The sequence below is a fragment of the Actinophytocola sp. genome (assembly GCF_035942955.1).
Lineage (GTDB): Bacteria > Actinomycetota > Actinomycetes > Mycobacteriales > Pseudonocardiaceae > DASYTH01.
In genome coordinates this window covers 1-14,096 of record NZ_DASZCQ010000186.1, presented here as the reverse complement: position 1 = coordinate 14,096, position 14,096 = coordinate 1, and the positions used below count along the sequence as shown (strand labels likewise).

Here is a 14,096-nt window from a genome sequence, read left to right as displayed (position 1 = left end):
CCCACGAACTGCCACCCGCCAACGCAGCCCAGTCACCCCACGAACCCCGGGCGCCCAGGGACAAACCGCCACCCGCCAGCGAAACTCAGCTACCCCGCGGCCCCGAAGAACCACCGGCAGCCGCCAACCCAGCTCAGCGACTCCACAACCCGAGGCGCCCCCACCTCCCCCGGCTCCCGGGGAACCCCTAAACCGCCCGCTTCTTCAACTTCCTTCTCTCCCGCTCCGACAACCCACCCCAGATCCCAAAGCGCTCATCATGCGCCAGCGCGTACTCCAGGCACTCGGCCCGGACCTCGCACCCCTGGCAGATCCGCTTCGCCTCCCGGGTGGAGCCGCCCTTCTCGGGGAAGAAGGCCTCGGGGTCGGTCTGCGCGCACAGGGCACGCTCCTGCCACTCCTGCTCCTCCGCCTCGTCGAAGAGCTCGGCGAGCACACCCAGCTCCTCGTGAGGGTGCTCCCCCCAACCCACGACAGTGCTCCCATCAGTGGCTATGCCGTACATTTCGGTCCGCCTCCTCGCCTTTCGCACTCCCCGGCCCGGCGGACACCACCCGCCACACCCTGCCTCGGCGGCGAATGACATCGATGTGATTACACCCGTGTGATCTCGGCGAGTCAAGTCCGGTACCTATGTGGGTGATGCGGTATGGGCGATCTTTACCTCATCGGGCAACTGACACACTGGGGGGCGTGCAGCGATCCCTGGTGCGCCCATCCCCCGTGTTCCTCGGCATCCTCGCGGTCACCATCGTCGGTGGCGTGCTGGCCGGTCTCGGCGACGAGCTGGACGGCGCCATGGTCACGACCGGCACCGTGCTGCTCGTGCTCGGCGGCTGGGGAGTGTCATTGTGCCTGCACGAATTCGGGCACGCGATGGTGGCCTACCGCGGCGGCGATCGCGAGGTCTACTTCAAGGGGTACCTGACGCTCGACCCGCGCCGGTACACCGACCCGGTGCTGAGCCTGCTGCTGCCGCTGATCTTCCTGGCGATCGGCGGCATCCCGCTGCCCGGCGGCGCCGTGTGGATCAACCACTACGCGTTGCGGTCCAAGCGCGTCGAGTCGATGGTGTCGCTGGCCGGGCCGCTGTCCAACCTGGTGATCGGCGTGCTACTGATCATCTCGGTGGAGGTCTTCCAGCCGAGCCCCGGGCTGGCCAGCGCGCTGTCTTTCCTTGCCCTGCTGCAGATCCTGGCGTTCGTGCTGAACATCCTGCCGATCCCGGGGCTGGACGGCTGGGGCGCGATTGAGCCGTACCTGTCGCCCGAGGCGCAGCGGTTCGGCGCCAAGGCGCGTCCGTGGGCGCCGCTGCTGCTGTTCGCGCTGCTGATCGGGGTCCGACCGGTCGGGCAGGCGTTCTTCGACGTGTCGGACTCGCTGTTCGACGTGCTCGGCGGGTACAGCGTGTTCGCCGCGATCGGTCAGGAAATCTTCTTCTTCTGGCAGCGTTAGGGTGGCGACCGTGCGGGTGGTTGTCATCGTGGGTGGGGTCGGCGGGGCCCGGTTCCTGCTCGGCGTGAAGACGGCCCTCGGGCTGCCGGCGATCGGCGAAGGCGCCGCGCCGCACGAGATCACCGCGATCGTGAACAACGGCGACGACGTGTGGCTGCACGGGCTGCGGATCTGCCCGGACCTGGACACCTGCATGTACACCCTGGGCGGCGGCATCGACACCGAGCGCGGCTGGGGCCGGGTCGGGGAGACCTGGGTGGTGAAGGACGAGTTGGCCGCGTACGGGGCCGACCCGGACTGGTTCGGGTTGGGCGACAAGGACATCGCCACGCATCTCATCCGCACCCGCATGCTGCGCGCCGGGTACCCGCTGTCGGCGGTCACCGAGGCGCTGTGCGATCGTTGGCGGCCGGGTGTGCGGCTGCTGCCGACGACCGACGACCGGGTGGAGACCCATGTCGTGGTCGACGACCCGGACAGCGGCGAGCGGCGGGCGATCCACTTCCAGGAGTGGTGGGTGCGCCATCATGCCGCGCTGCCGGCTCACTCGATCGTGGCGGTGGGCGCCGAGGAGGCGAACCCGGCGCCGGGTGTGGCGGAGGCGATCACCGACGCCGATGTCGTGCTGCTGGCCCCGTCCAACCCGGTGGTGAGCATCGGGACCGTGCTGGCCGTGCCCGGGGTGCGCACCGCGCTGGCCAAGACCGAGGCCCGGGTGGTCGGGGTGTCGCCGATCGTGCAGGACCGGCCGGTGCGGGGCATGGCCGACGCCTGCCTGGCCGCGATCGGGGTGGCGACCACCGCCGAGGCGGTCGGCCGGCACTACGGCGCCCGGCCCGACGGCCTGCTGGACGGCTGGCTGGTGCACACCACGGATTCCGCGGAGGTGCCCGGCGTCCGGGTGCGTGCGGTGCCGCTGCTGATGTCCTCCGTGGACGCGACCGCGGACATGGCGCGGGCCGCGTTCGACCTGGCTGGAGTGTCCGTTGAGTGATCATGCCGCGCCCGGCAAGCTCGAGATCCTGCCGGTGACGGGCCTTCCGGAGTTCCGCCCCGGCGACGACCTGACCGGAGCGATCGCCGCGGCGGCCCGGTGGCTGCGGTCGGGCGACATCGTCGTGGTGACCAGCAAGATAGTGTCCAAAGTGGAGGGTCAGCTGATCGGGGTGCCGGCCGACAAGCAGGCCAGGGACGAGGCGCGGCGCAGGTGGGTGCTCGATGAGGCCGTCCGGGTGCTCGCCCGCAAGGCGCGGACGCTGATCACCGAGAACCGGCTGGGCATCGTGCAGGCGGCGTCCGGTGTGGACGCGTCCAATGTGGCCGGCAACGAGATCGCCCTGCTGCCGGCCGACCCGGACGCGTCGGCCTTGGCGCTGCGCAACGGGTTGCGGGAGCGGCTCGGTGTCGAGGTGGCGGTGGTGGTCACCGACACGATGGGCCGGGCGTGGCGGATCGGCCAGACCGACGTGGCGATCGGCGCCTCCGGCCTCGAGGTGCTGCACCGCTACGCCGGCACGATCGACCCGCAGGGCAACGAGCTCGAGGTCACCGAGGTCGCGGTGGCCGACGAGGTGGCGGCGGCCGCGGACCTGGTGAAGGGCAAGCTCAGCGGCGTGCCCGTGGCCGTCGTGCGTGGCCTGCGCATCGGCGAGAACCCGGGCGTGGCACGGGATCTGGTGCGCCCGGTGGCGGAAGACCTGTTCCGGCTGGGCACCGCGGAGGCGATCGAGCAGGGCCGGCGGGAGGCGGTGCTGCTGCGCCGGTCGATCCGGGCGTTCGATGACACCCCGGTCGACGAGGCCGCGCTGCGCCGAGCCGTGTCCGCCGCGCTGACCGCCCCGGCCCCGCACCACACCCACCCGGTCCGGTTCGTGCACCTGGCCGACCGCGCGCGGCGCAAGCAGTTGCTGGACACGATGCGCGAGGCGTGGCGAGCCGACCTGCGCGGCGACGGGATGCCCGAGGAGCGCATCGATCGGCGGGTCCGGCGCGGCGACCTGCTCTACGGCGCAACGGAGATCGTGCTGCCGTTCCTGGTCCGCGACGGCGCGCACGACTACCCGGACGAGCGCCGCGCGGAGGCCGAGCGGGTCATGTTCACCGTCGCCGCGGGCGGCGCGGTGCAGGGTCTGCTGGTCGCGCTGGCCGCCGAAGGGCTCGGCTCGTGCTGGGTGTCCTCGACGATCTTCTGCGCGCCCGTGGTGCGCGAGGTGCTCGAGCTTCCGGCGAGTTGGGAGCCGCTCGGCGCCGTCGCGATCGGACACCCGGCGGACGGCCCGCTCACCCCGCGCGTGCCCGCCGATCCCGGCGAGCTCCTGGTGATCAAGTGAGCCTGCACGCCGACGCCCTGTCCACTTTGTACGCCTGGCGTCCGCCGCGGCGCGACCAGGAGTCGCTGCGCCAGGCCTTCCTCGGCTTTCTCGAGGCCCGACCCGATGCGTGCCGGCGATCCTGCGTGCCCGGCCACATCACGGCCTCGGCGATCGTGCTCGACGCCACCGGGAAGCACATGCTGCTCACCCTGCACCCAAGGGTGGGCGCCTGGCTGCAGCTCGGCGGTCACTGCGAGGCGTCGGACACCACGCTCGCCGGGGCGGCGCTGAGGGAGGCGACCGAGGAGTCCGGCATCCCCGGCCTGCGCATCGAGCCGGTGCCGGTACATGTCGACGTGCACCCGATCACCTGCTCGCTCGGGGTGCCCACCCGGCACTTCGACGTCCGCTTCGTGGTGCACGCACCCGCCGGTGCACAACCGGTCCGCAGCGCGGAGTCGATGGATCTACGGTGGTGGCCGGTCCACGCGCTCCCGCCCGATCCCGGCGGCGCCGCCGGTCTCGCCGACATGCTCGCCGCGGCCCGGTAGCTTCGGGTTCCCGGGCGCACCGGTCCGGTTTCGTAGGCCGGCACGACGGCCTGCACGCGGTCGCGCAACAAGAGCTTGGCGAGGACGTGGCTGACGTGGATTTTGACCGGATCGAGCCGGGCATCAACTACGGCTGGCCCACCGTCGAGGGCCCGAGCACCGACCCCCGGTTCACCAACCCGATCGCGAGCTGGACCCCGACCAGCTCCGCGTCGCCAAGCGGATCGCCGTTCTCGGCGAGCACATCTACGTGGCGTGCCTGCGCGGCCGGACCCTGTACCGGGTCGACCTCGACGGCGGCAACCCCCGAAAGCTGCTCGACCACGACTACGGCCGGCTGCGCACCATCGCCGTCGCCCCCGACGGCGCCCTCCGGGTCACCACGTCCAACCGCGACCAGGTCGGCTACGAGGACCGGATTCCCTTACCGCACAAGACGACCGCATCCTGCGAAGCACGCCGCCGGCCTAGAGCGAGCGGTAGTCGCGCGGGGAGAACCGCGGCCCGAAGCGGGGTTTGCGGAAGCCGCTGGCCTCCAGGTAGCGCACCGCCCGGTGCCGGTGCGGAGCGTACGGGGCGAGCACCTCGAGCATGCCGTCGTCGTCGAGCTTGTGCCCCAGCAGGGCGTAGCCCACGATGCTCGGGATGTGGAAGTCGCCGACGCTGACCGCGTCCGCGTCGCCCCAGGCCCGCTGCGCCACCTCGGCCGCGGTCCACACACCGATGCCCGGCACCTTGCGCAGCAGCGCCCGCCCCGCCTCACCCCGGAGGGCGACCGCACCCTCCAGCCGGTGCGCCACCTGCGCGGCGTTGATCAGCGTGCGCCGGCGTGCCCCGTCGACGCCGGCGCGGTGCCACTCCCAGTCCGCGATGCCCAGCACCGCCCGCGGGGTGGGCGGGGCGAACATCCGCGCCGGCACCGGGCCGGGCGCGGCCGTGCCGAACCGGCGGCACAGCTCCCGCCACGACCGCCGCGCCTCGTACCCGGTGACCTTCTGCTCCAGCACGGCGGCGAACAGCACGTCCCACACCCGGCCGACGGAGCCGAGCCGAAGCCCCGGCATCCGGCGGCGGACCTCGGCCACGATCGGATGAAAAGCCTGAAACCCCTCCGGGTCATCCTCGGCGCCGAGCAGCGCCGGCACCCCGTCGAGGAGCTCGTCCGCGCCCGGCCCCCACCCACCCGCCACGACCTCGCGCCCGACGCGGCGCAACGACAGCGTGCCCACCCCAGCCGCGGTATTGGCCACCAACCACACCGCGCCGAGCTCGTCCCGCTGAAACGCCGGATCCCCAGCACCCCGACGCAACGGGGCCAGCAGGGCCGGAATGTCCAGCGGGAACGGCGGCTGCCAGCTGGTGAGCAGACCCGTGTCAGACAACCCCAGTCCCGTCCGGGGTCGCACTCCCCTCGCCCGACGCTCACGCTGTGCCGCCACCGGCGGATCCTACCCCGCGGACACGCCGGTTCGGGGATCGCCGCACTTACCGGCACATCTCATTGTCAAGAATGAGCATTGCCGATGCCACCGACACTCCCTCCGCATCCCCGCTTGATCGGCATGTTCGACAGGTCTCCTCCCATTACATATCTGAGCACTTTGTCGTCGGTCGCTGTCTCGATTTCAGTGTTGATCTCAACATGATCAACCGGAATGGGACTCCGGATGGGCTCTTCACGCAGAAATCCTTCCCAATCCTGCAACTTTGCAACGTCCCGTTTCTCGGCGCGATCCTCGATCCGCCTTCGGAGCGTGGCCTCGCTACAGTAACATCGGACAACCTTGAGAGCAGCACAAGCATCATCGGCCAGATACTGCATCTGCCCCCACCATCGGGGATCTTTCATCGGCCGAACGTGCGGCGCATCGAGCAGGACTGTGTTCCCCAGCGCTAGGTTGTGCGCCGCGACGTTGTAGAGCGCCTCGTAGAACCTCGGTCGCAGGCCCACGAACTCAGGTGAGTCACGAGTTTCGGCATAGAACGGATCCATGATGAAGTTATTATCGAGGTACACCCAGTGCACCCGCCGGATGATCCGCCTTGCTAGAGTCGTCTTTCCACTACCTGGAACCCCCATCACCAGAACAAAGTATCTGTCAGAGGTCATCTTCCCTCTCCACCGCGGCCGGCCGCGCAACATCGTCGGGATTCACGTAAGAGCTCAAAATCCGCCAGGGCATTTGCACAATGCCGCCGCTGCGACGTTCCCGATAGAAGTAGTCGACGTTCACCGTTCTACCTTCGTAGGCATATATACAACAGGTCGAGATCGTGGCCGCGCCAAGATCTTCCATGAGCCGGATCGCCAACTCAGTGGTCGCCCCAGATACAATCTCTGCAGACACCACCACAATCCTCTTGCCTCTGACCAATTCCCTCCGTGCGCGCGTCACACCAGAATCGAGCAACGAAGTGATGCGTCTATTCTCGTGGTCGTAGACCACTTCCCGGTCAAAGCATAGAAAGCTCTTGCTCAAGTTGCCAGCCAGGGTAGCGGCGACGATGGTTCCCCCAACGCCAACTCCAACAAAAAGGGCTGATCCCGGACCCAGCTTGTGCGCAAGGTTCGAGATGGCGTGGTCGAACTTCTCCCAGGACAGCTTGACCGTCGGCGCGAAGAAGTCGCCCAAAGCGTCCGCATCGGTTTCAGCGTTGTCAACTCGAAATCGGAAGGCCTGGCAATCGAGCAGGGGGTGCAGTACCTCGGGTACCTCGGACCGAGTCGGCAGCCGAGCATCGTTCACAAGCACAGGTACTATGCGCTTACGAGACCTGATAGCCTCGGTCAGCTCGAGCCGTACCCAGTCCATCTCATCAAACAAGTCGGGAACCTGGGAGCCTTCTCTCGTCGCGGACACATATGACGCCCCGATGACCGCCAGCACGACATCACTGTTCCGGACAGCCCCGAGAAGCCGGTCCGGCCAAACCTCTCCCGGCTCAATATTGGCAGTGTCAAGGAAAACACTTCTTCGGCCAAATCGTTGCCTCAGCAATGTGGCCAGTAGGTGCGTCTCCGGCAAAGAGTCGCGCCGACGGTATGACATGAAGACCCTATTGCCCATCGCACGTGGCCAGCTCATCCATGCATTTCGTTCCAAGCAACACCGCGATACGGCACAGATTGCGGGACGCACATATTACGAGCACCCTTCGTGATGCCTCCGCGTGGCGGCCATGATACCTCCACACGGACGGCGATACCAGTGACGATCTGGTGGCCGAATACACCAACTCGGTCGTCGTGAGGCGCTTCCATCAGGATCCAATCGCTCGCATTGCGCAGCGGTCGAACGAGGTCGGAGCAAGCCGCCGACCGCGACGCACGAGCGTGGTGGTCAAGATCCCCACCACCTGGGCATGGGGCCAACAGCGTGATCACTGCGCACGACCTGATCGCCTGTCGATTACGACGAACATGCCGGCGCATTGTGCATACCCTCGGTCTACAAGATGATCATTCGAGATCACGTGTGATCGCGTCAGCGCGATGACCATGGTCGGCGTTAGGGTGCAGAGCCGCTGGTGGCAGCCGGTTCCCGTCAAGAATGTTCTCCGACGCTCGACTACGGAGGTGCTTCTCGGCGACAGGCCTGACCAGGCGCATGACCGCCTGGTTCCCGACCTTGTCGAAACGACGGGCCGAGTCGCTCCCTGCAAGCTTGCACCCCCCGGGTTGGCCCTCGAGGTTGACTTTACCTCGAACGCGTGGCCAAATTGATTGCAGCCGGATCGACGGCCTATCCAGGAGGGCAGTTTTGGATCCAGTCAGCCAACTTTACAATGTTTTCGCAGCATACCAGGCTTCGCTCGAGCTCCTCCACAAGCAGCTGCCGATGATTGCCGAAGTAGCCGACACCCTCGCATCAACTGTTCGCAGAAACGGCCGAATATTCATCGCCGGCAATGGAGGATCGCACTCTCTAGGGGAACATCTGTGTGCCGAGCTGATTGGCCGACTCAGCTACGAGGCAAGGCCTGTTGGTGCCTTCGTGCTCCAAAACTGCACACCGGTCACCACCGCCCTGTCGAACGACTACAGGTTTGAGATCGCGCTCGCCCGAGAGCTCGATGCGCTTGCCCGACCGGGCGACGTCTTTCTAGCGATCTCGGCCTCCGGAGAGAGTCGCAACCTCGTAGAAGCAGCACTTCGCGCCAACGAGATGGGGCTCACCACCGTGTGCCTCGTAGGGAGATCCGTTTCTCCCTTAGGCGATGGATGTCACGTACGGCTTGCAACACCTTCGCCGGAGATAGTCGTGGTTCAGCAGGTGCACCTGGTGGTCGTTCACCTGATCTGGCTCGCCCTGGAACAAGTACTAGGCGCAGGAGAACCAGCAGGCTAGCGTCCGGGCCTCGCCCATGCAGATGCCCGATTCACGGCTGCGTTATGCAGGAGAACCCAATGACAAACGAGACGGCGGAAACGGATCTTGCCGTTGAACCCAACGTATCACCCAAGCGGGCACTGTTCCTCGATCGCGACGGCGTTATCAACGTGGATTACGGTTACGTTCATACCCGGGCGTCATTTCATTTCATCGAGGGGATTTTCGATCTCGTTATCAAGTTCCGGCGTCAAGGTTTCCTCTGTATCGTCGTCACCAACAGCGCCGGCATTGCCAGGGGCTACTTTAGCGAGAGTTACTTCCGACGGTTCTCCGACTGGATCCTGAACGAGTTCGCGAGAGCCGGCGCCCCGCTCGACGCCATCTATTATTGCCCCCACCATCCGTCGGTCGGGATCGCTCCGTACAAGCGTGAATGCGGGTGCCGAAAACCACGGCCCGGCATGATTCTACGTGCCGCCTTGGAGTTCGATGTAAGCCTGGCGGACAGTATACTGGTGGGTGATCGAGATACCGATATCCTCGCCGGCGCCCACGCCGGGATACGTCGCCTATTCTTGTACGACACGCATTCTCGCCACCGAGGCGACTCCCCGACCAGCGGACTCGCCGCTCGCGTTTCCGCTCTCTCGGAGATTTCTGTTCATGACTACGTCCACCAGCGTCGCGGCCCAGACCGTTCGTGAATGACGGGCGGTGACCGCAGACTAGTCGTACCGATCGCCGAACTGGATCCGCACCGCGTCGACCAACTGCTTGAGTCGCTCCGCGTCGTTCTTCGGGCAGATCATCGTGGCGTCCGCGGTGTGCACGACGATCATGTCCCGAAGGCCGATCGCGGCCACCAAGTGCTCAGGCTGGTCACTGACCACGATATTGCCGGACGAGTCCACCAGCACGCTCGCCGCCTGGATCGCGTTCCCGTCGTGGTCACTGTCCAGCGTTGTACCGAGCACCCGCCACGAGCCGATATCCAACCAGTGCACGGGCAGTTCGACGACGAACAGTTGCGCCCCACCGCCGCGGCCGGCCGGCTCCAGCACCGCGTAGTCGATGCTGATCTTCGGCAGGGTCGGGTAGACCTCGTTGAGGACCTCCATCCGCTCCGGCTCGTCCCAGGCGTCGGCAATGCGACCAAGTCCGGCGTACGACGCGGGCAGGTGTTCCTCCAGCTCTGCCAGCACGGTCTGTGCACGCCATACGAACATGCCGGTGTTCCAGTAGTGCCTGCCGCTGTCGACGTAGCGCCGTGCGGTGGGGGCATCCGGCTTCTCCCGGAAGGAGACGACCTTGTAGGCCCTGGGGAACGGAAGGGCCTCGCCTCGCTCGATGTACCCCAAGCCGGTATGCACGGTGGCGGCCGTCACCCCCAGGGCGATCAGGCCGTCCTTGTACTCCTCGGCCAAGTCGAACGCGGTCCGCAGCCCCTCGGCGAACCCGTCGACCGGATTGACCAGCTGATCGGCCGGAATGAACGCGACGCTCGCGTCCGGGTCCCGGCTGTGCAGGATCGCTGCTGGCAGACCGACCGCATTGGCCGTGTCTCGACCACACGGTTCACCGATCAGGTTGTCCGGCGGCAGGTCCGGCAGGTTGTCCAACACCACGGTGCGGTGGTCTTCTGCGGTGCAGACGAAGATCTGCTCGTTTGGCAGCACGGCGGCCAGCCGGTCGAACGCAAGCTGAAGCAGGCTGCTTCCGCTGCCCACCTCGAGGAGTTGTTTGGGCCGGGCAGAACGGGAAACCGGCCACAGCCGGGTGCCCGTACCACCTGCCATGATCACGCCGTACCGCATTGGCTCCCTTGATCGCTGTTTACCGGGCACCACCAGCCTCGCCGAACGACCGGCGCCCAGGTCGCCGGATATCCTACGCAGCCCGTCCGAACCGCTCGATGTGATCCCCTTTTCGGGTCTTTGCGCTGACGCGGGAGCGCCGAAGGGAATACTCTCTGAGCAAGAGCGAGTCGAGTAGGAGGGGTCAGCGGATGGATCCCCGGGAGCGGGCCGATGCCATCCTGGCGCGGGCCCGTGCGCGCGGCGCGTTCGTGGTGACCCCGGAGAGCGCCACGTCTCCCATGGACGCCGCCAGCACACTGCAGATCCCTCGCGGCGTGGTGTCGGCCATGGATGATGGCGACCCGGAGGCGACGATGGTGGTGCCGGTCGACCCCGGTGCCAAGGGGCGGCACCGTGCGCCGGTACCCACGCAGGCTTCGCCGCCGCAGGACGAGGGACCGGCTATCGCCCAGGAGGCTTCCACCCAGATGCTGGCCTCACCGGGACCGCGCCGGCGGCCGTCCGCACACGAGGAGCCCAGCACGACGCCGATGACGTGGGCCCCGCCCGCACCCAAGCCGGCCCCGCCGCCGGAGCCGGAGGAGGTCGGCGGCCTCGTCCCCACGCTCAAGCAGCCCCCACAGCAGTCGAGCCTGTCGCAGCGGCTCGACGGCTGATCCCGCGTGTTTGCGCCGCACGTCGCGGTGTTGGCCACTCACGCGGTCAGCCGGCACTCCGGGTCTCGAGCTTCAGGCGGAGGGTTAGGCCGGCGTTGACGGCGGCGCGGATGGGGGCCCACTTCCAGCCGGGGTGGCGGTCGGTGATGTAGCGGCGGGCGCTTTCGTGGTGGGCGGTCAGCATGGCGGTGGAGGCGCGGGCGGTGGAGTGGCCTTGGATGTGGATGACTTCGGCTGAGGGTACGTAGACGTTGAGCCAGCCGGCGCGGCTGAGGCGGTCGCCGAGGTCGACGTCCTCGAAGTACATGAAGTAGCGGGGGTCGAACCCGTTGACCGAATCGAACGCCGTGCGGCGCAGGAGCAGGCAGGAGCCGGACAGCCAGCCGGCGGTTCGCTCCACCACCTCGGTGTCGGACTGCTTGTATGCCGTCGTCCACGGGTTGCGGGGCCATACCTTGCCGAGCACTGCGTGCCCGATTCCCTTGCCCAGCGAGGGAAGCAGCCGCGCCGACGGGTAGGTGGTGCCGTCCGGGTTCTTGATCAACGGGCCGAACGCGCCGCCGCGGGGCCAGCGGTCGGCGGCCTCCAGGAGGGTGTCCAGGGCGCCGTCGGCCCACTCGATGTCGGGGTTGGCGACGACGATCCAGCCGTACTCGTCGCCGAGCTCGGCCACGCCCCGGTTGGCGCCGGCGCCGTAGCCGAGGTTGGCGCCGGTGCGCACCAGGGTCACGTGCTCGCGCTCGGCGGCCCGTTCGGGCGCCCCGTCCGTGGAGCCGTTGTCGGCCAGCACCACCCGGACCGGGCGCCCGGTGGCCTTACCGAGGGTGTCGAGGAACCGTTCCAGGGTCTCGCCGGGCGAGTAGGTGACGGTGACGACCGCCAGCTCGTCGCCATACCGTTTCGGCTCGGTCACGGCAGGCATTCTGCTACCGGCCGCGGCGGTGCAGGACGTGGGCCCTGGCATAGGCGGCGCGGTGGGCGTCGGCGCTCGAGGCCCAGGAGAACTCCTTGGCCCGGCGTTGCGCCGCGGAGGCGAGGGCGGCGCGCCGGGCCGGGTCGTCCAGCAGGTCCGACAGCGCGGCGGCGATGTCGCCGGCGCCGACCCCGCAGTAGGCCACCGCGTCCCCGCCCACCTCGGGCAGGGCCAGCCGGCGGGTGGTGAGCACGCAGGCGCCGCAGGCCATGGCCTCGAGCACGGGCAGGCCGAAACCCTCGCCGAGGCTGGGGTACGCCACCAGCTCGGCGCCGCCGAGGAACCCGGCGAGGTTCTCGAACGGCAGGTAGCCGGCGCGGATCACCCGGATCCGGTGCGGCACCGAGTCGAGCGCCCGCTCCACCTGGTGGTCCCAGCCCGGCTGCCCGGCAAGCACCAGCGCCACCGGCTCGGCGCGGGTGCGGCTGGCTGCGGCGAACCCGCGGATGAGCGCGGGCACGTTCTTGCGCGGCTCCAATGCCCCGAGGAACGCCACGTAGGGCATGTCCGGCACGCCGATCAGCTCGCGGGCCCTGCGGACCTCGTCCGGCGACGGCGGGTGGAACCGCTCGCTGTCCACGCCGTGGTGGATGATCTGCAGCCCGCGCGGATCGGCGCCGGCCACCCGGGACAGCTCGGCTGCGGTGGCCCTGCTCGGCACCACGCACAGCGACGCGCGGGCGAGCGCGGTCTTGGTCCAGGCCCGGAAGAACCGCGCCTTGATCGAGTGGTGCAACGCCGGGTCGGTGAAGAACGTGGCGTCGTGCAGGGTGACCACGGACGCGGCCGGGTTGGCCAGCGCGGTGGTGTAGTGCGGCGAGTGCAGCACGTCCACGCCCAGCCGGCGGATCAGCCGCGGCAGCGTGGTCTGCTCCCAGGTCAGCCGCGCGGTCCTGGTCGCGATCGACTCGGCGGTGGGCACCAGCCGCGCGCCGGGCGCCAGCCGGCCGTACAGCTCGGCGTCCCGTGGCTGGCAGACCACGCTGACCGACGCTCCGTCACCGTCCAATGCGGACACCAGGGAGTCGACGTAGCGGCCGACACCGCCGCGATCCGCCGGCACAGCGGTCGCGTCGATCAGTACCCGCGGTTCGACGGCCACGGGTGCAGCGTACGACCAGAACCGGATCATCCATCGGGGTAATGGGTGAGAACCTCACCGGAGCAGCGAGCGGTGCAGTTTCCACAGCGCCTCGGCCGCCCCGGTCCAGGTGAAGCTTTGCGCACGTAGCCGGGCCCTCCGCACCAGCTCGGCAATCTCGGGGCCGCCGTCGGCGACGGTGCGCAGCGCGTCGGCCAGCGCGCGAGCATCACCCGTTGGGGTTATGACTGCCGTACCACCGGCCACCTCGACCAGTGCCGGCGCGTCGGAGTGCACCACCGGAATCCCGGCGGCCATGGCCTCCAGCACCGGCAGCCCGAACCCCTCGGCCCGGCTCGGCGCGGCGAGCACGCACGCCCGGCGCAGCACGACCGCCAGCTCCGTGTCGGAGATCCGGCCGAGCACGTGCAGCCGCCGGGCCGGCAGCCCGCGCTCGGCGGCCAGCGCGGCGAGGTCGACGCCGCCCCAGCCGGGCGGCCCGGCGACGACCAGCGTCAGATCCGGCGCGCCGGGCGCGGCCAGCGCGGTGATCAAGACGTCGAGGCCCTTGCGCGGCTCGACGGTGCCGACCGCGAGCACATACGTGTCCGGCAGCCGCAGGCGTCGCGCGATCCGCTCGGCTTCTTCCGGCGGGATCGCCGGTGCGCGCGGTACCCCGTGCCCGATCACGTGCACCGGCGCCGGGCCCGGGGCGTACCGGCGCAGGTCGGCGGCGACCGCCTCGGTGGGGACGACGACCGCGTCCGCCCGCTTCGTGGCCCTGACGATCATGGCGCGGTGCCAGGCCGCCCCGCGCGGGGTCAGCGTCTCCGGATGGGTGAACGGAACCGTGTCGTGCACGGTGATCACGAGCGGTCGGCCGCGCCGGGAACGCGGTGGGGCCAACGGGGTCGGCG

16 protein-coding genes and 1 pseudogene are annotated in these 14,096 nt (G+C 68.7%); 7 read left to right on the top strand and 10 right to left on the bottom strand.

The features are described 5' to 3' along the window. Positions 1-187: 187 nt before the first annotated feature. Positions 188-505, bottom strand: a complete 318-nt coding sequence (locus VGX25_RS18365; protein WP_326919040.1) for a WhiB family transcriptional regulator — start codon at positions 503-505, stop codon at positions 188-190. Positions 506-693: 188 nt separating this feature from the next. Between VGX25_RS18365 and VGX25_RS18360 the strand changes: the two genes are divergently transcribed. Genes VGX25_RS18360 through VGX25_RS18345 form a run of 4 tightly spaced genes read left to right on the top strand, consistent with a single transcriptional unit; the run spans position 694 to position 4,318 of the window. Then, positions 694-1,455: a site-2 protease family protein gene (locus VGX25_RS18360; RefSeq protein ID WP_326919039.1), complete on the top strand. Its 762-nt coding sequence runs from the start codon at positions 694-696 to the stop codon at positions 1,453-1,455. 10 nt (positions 1,456-1,465) lie between these two features. Next, entirely contained in the window at positions 1,466-2,449 is a 984-nt protein-coding gene (cofD, locus tag VGX25_RS18355) for a 2-phospho-L-lactate transferase (protein ID WP_326919038.1), read from the top strand. Continuing rightward, the gene (locus VGX25_RS18350; protein ID WP_326919037.1) at positions 2,442-3,785 is read left to right on the top strand and encodes a coenzyme F420-0:L-glutamate ligase; all 1,344 of its coding nucleotides are present in this window, start codon (positions 2,442-2,444) and stop codon (positions 3,783-3,785) included. The genes cofD and VGX25_RS18350 overlap by 8 nt, the downstream gene beginning before the upstream one ends. Continuing rightward, positions 3,782-4,318 carry an NUDIX hydrolase gene (locus tag VGX25_RS18345; RefSeq protein ID WP_326919036.1) on the top strand — a complete coding sequence of 179 codons (537 nt, stop codon included), beginning with the start codon at positions 3,782-3,784 and terminating at the stop codon, positions 4,316-4,318. Before VGX25_RS18350 ends, VGX25_RS18345 begins: the two co-directional genes overlap by 4 nt. An 8-nt stretch (positions 4,319-4,326) precedes the next feature. Here VGX25_RS18345 and VGX25_RS18340 read toward each other — a convergent pair. From VGX25_RS18340 to VGX25_RS18320, 5 genes and pseudogenes are all read right to left on the bottom strand, one after another. Further along, positions 4,327-4,425: pseudogene (locus VGX25_RS18340) on the bottom strand (DNA-binding response regulator); the annotation flags it as partial. 20 nt (positions 4,426-4,445) lie between these two features. Continuing rightward, positions 4,446-4,643 carry a hypothetical protein gene (locus VGX25_RS18335; RefSeq protein WP_326919035.1) on the bottom strand — a complete coding sequence of 66 codons (198 nt, stop codon included), beginning with the start codon at positions 4,641-4,643 and terminating at the stop codon, positions 4,446-4,448. A gap of 142 nt (positions 4,644-4,785) precedes the next feature. Further along, positions 4,786-5,700, bottom strand: coding sequence for a DNA-3-methyladenine glycosylase 2 family protein (locus tag VGX25_RS18330; RefSeq protein ID WP_326919034.1), 915 nt, complete (start codon positions 5,698-5,700; stop codon positions 4,786-4,788). 122 nt (positions 5,701-5,822) lie between these two features. Continuing rightward, on the bottom strand, positions 5,823-6,428 hold the full coding sequence (locus VGX25_RS18325; RefSeq protein ID WP_326919033.1) for an ATP-binding protein: 606 nt from the start codon (positions 6,426-6,428) through the stop codon (positions 5,823-5,825). Continuing rightward, the gene (locus VGX25_RS18320) at positions 6,418-7,368 is read right to left on the bottom strand and encodes a TIR domain-containing protein (RefSeq protein ID WP_326919041.1); all 951 of its coding nucleotides are present in this window, start codon (positions 7,366-7,368) and stop codon (positions 6,418-6,420) included. The genes VGX25_RS18325 and VGX25_RS18320 overlap by 11 nt, the downstream gene beginning before the upstream one ends. Positions 7,369-8,079: 711 nt before the next feature. Between VGX25_RS18320 and VGX25_RS18315 the strand changes: the two genes are divergently transcribed. After that, positions 8,080-8,667 (top strand): SIS domain-containing protein, encoded by a 588-nt coding sequence (locus tag VGX25_RS18315; RefSeq protein WP_326919032.1) that lies wholly within the window; start codon positions 8,080-8,082, stop codon positions 8,665-8,667. Positions 8,668-8,726: 59 nt separating this feature from the next. After that, positions 8,727-9,356 carry an HAD family hydrolase gene (locus VGX25_RS18310; RefSeq protein ID WP_326919031.1) on the top strand — a complete coding sequence of 210 codons (630 nt, stop codon included), beginning with the start codon at positions 8,727-8,729 and terminating at the stop codon, positions 9,354-9,356. 21 nt (positions 9,357-9,377) lie between these two features. On the opposite strand, the gene VGX25_RS18305 is transcribed toward VGX25_RS18310, so the two are convergent. After that, positions 9,378-10,448: a mannose-1-phosphate guanylyltransferase gene (locus tag VGX25_RS18305; RefSeq protein WP_326919030.1), complete on the bottom strand. Its 1,071-nt coding sequence runs from the start codon at positions 10,446-10,448 to the stop codon at positions 9,378-9,380. Between the two features lie 209 nt (positions 10,449-10,657). Between VGX25_RS18305 and VGX25_RS18300 the strand changes: the two genes are divergently transcribed. Beyond that, positions 10,658-11,125, top strand: coding sequence for a hypothetical protein (locus VGX25_RS18300; RefSeq protein WP_326919029.1), 468 nt, complete (start codon positions 10,658-10,660; stop codon positions 11,123-11,125). A 46-nt stretch (positions 11,126-11,171) separates the two neighbouring features. Here the strand turns inward: VGX25_RS18300 and VGX25_RS18295 are convergent, their stop codons facing one another. The 3 genes from VGX25_RS18295 to VGX25_RS18285 form a co-directional block, all read right to left on the bottom strand. Further along, the gene (locus tag VGX25_RS18295; protein ID WP_326919028.1) at positions 11,172-12,047 is read right to left on the bottom strand and encodes a glycosyltransferase family 2 protein; all 876 of its coding nucleotides are present in this window, start codon (positions 12,045-12,047) and stop codon (positions 11,172-11,174) included. A 4-nt stretch (positions 12,048-12,051) separates the two neighbouring features. Then, positions 12,052-13,230 carry a glycosyltransferase family 4 protein gene (locus VGX25_RS18290; RefSeq protein WP_414635863.1) on the bottom strand — a complete coding sequence of 393 codons (1,179 nt, stop codon included), beginning with the start codon at positions 13,228-13,230 and terminating at the stop codon, positions 12,052-12,054. Positions 13,231-13,254: 24 nt separating this feature from the next. After that, the coding region (locus tag VGX25_RS18285; RefSeq protein WP_326919026.1) for a glycosyltransferase family 1 protein at positions 13,255-14,096 on the bottom strand (842 nt) is incomplete at its 5' end.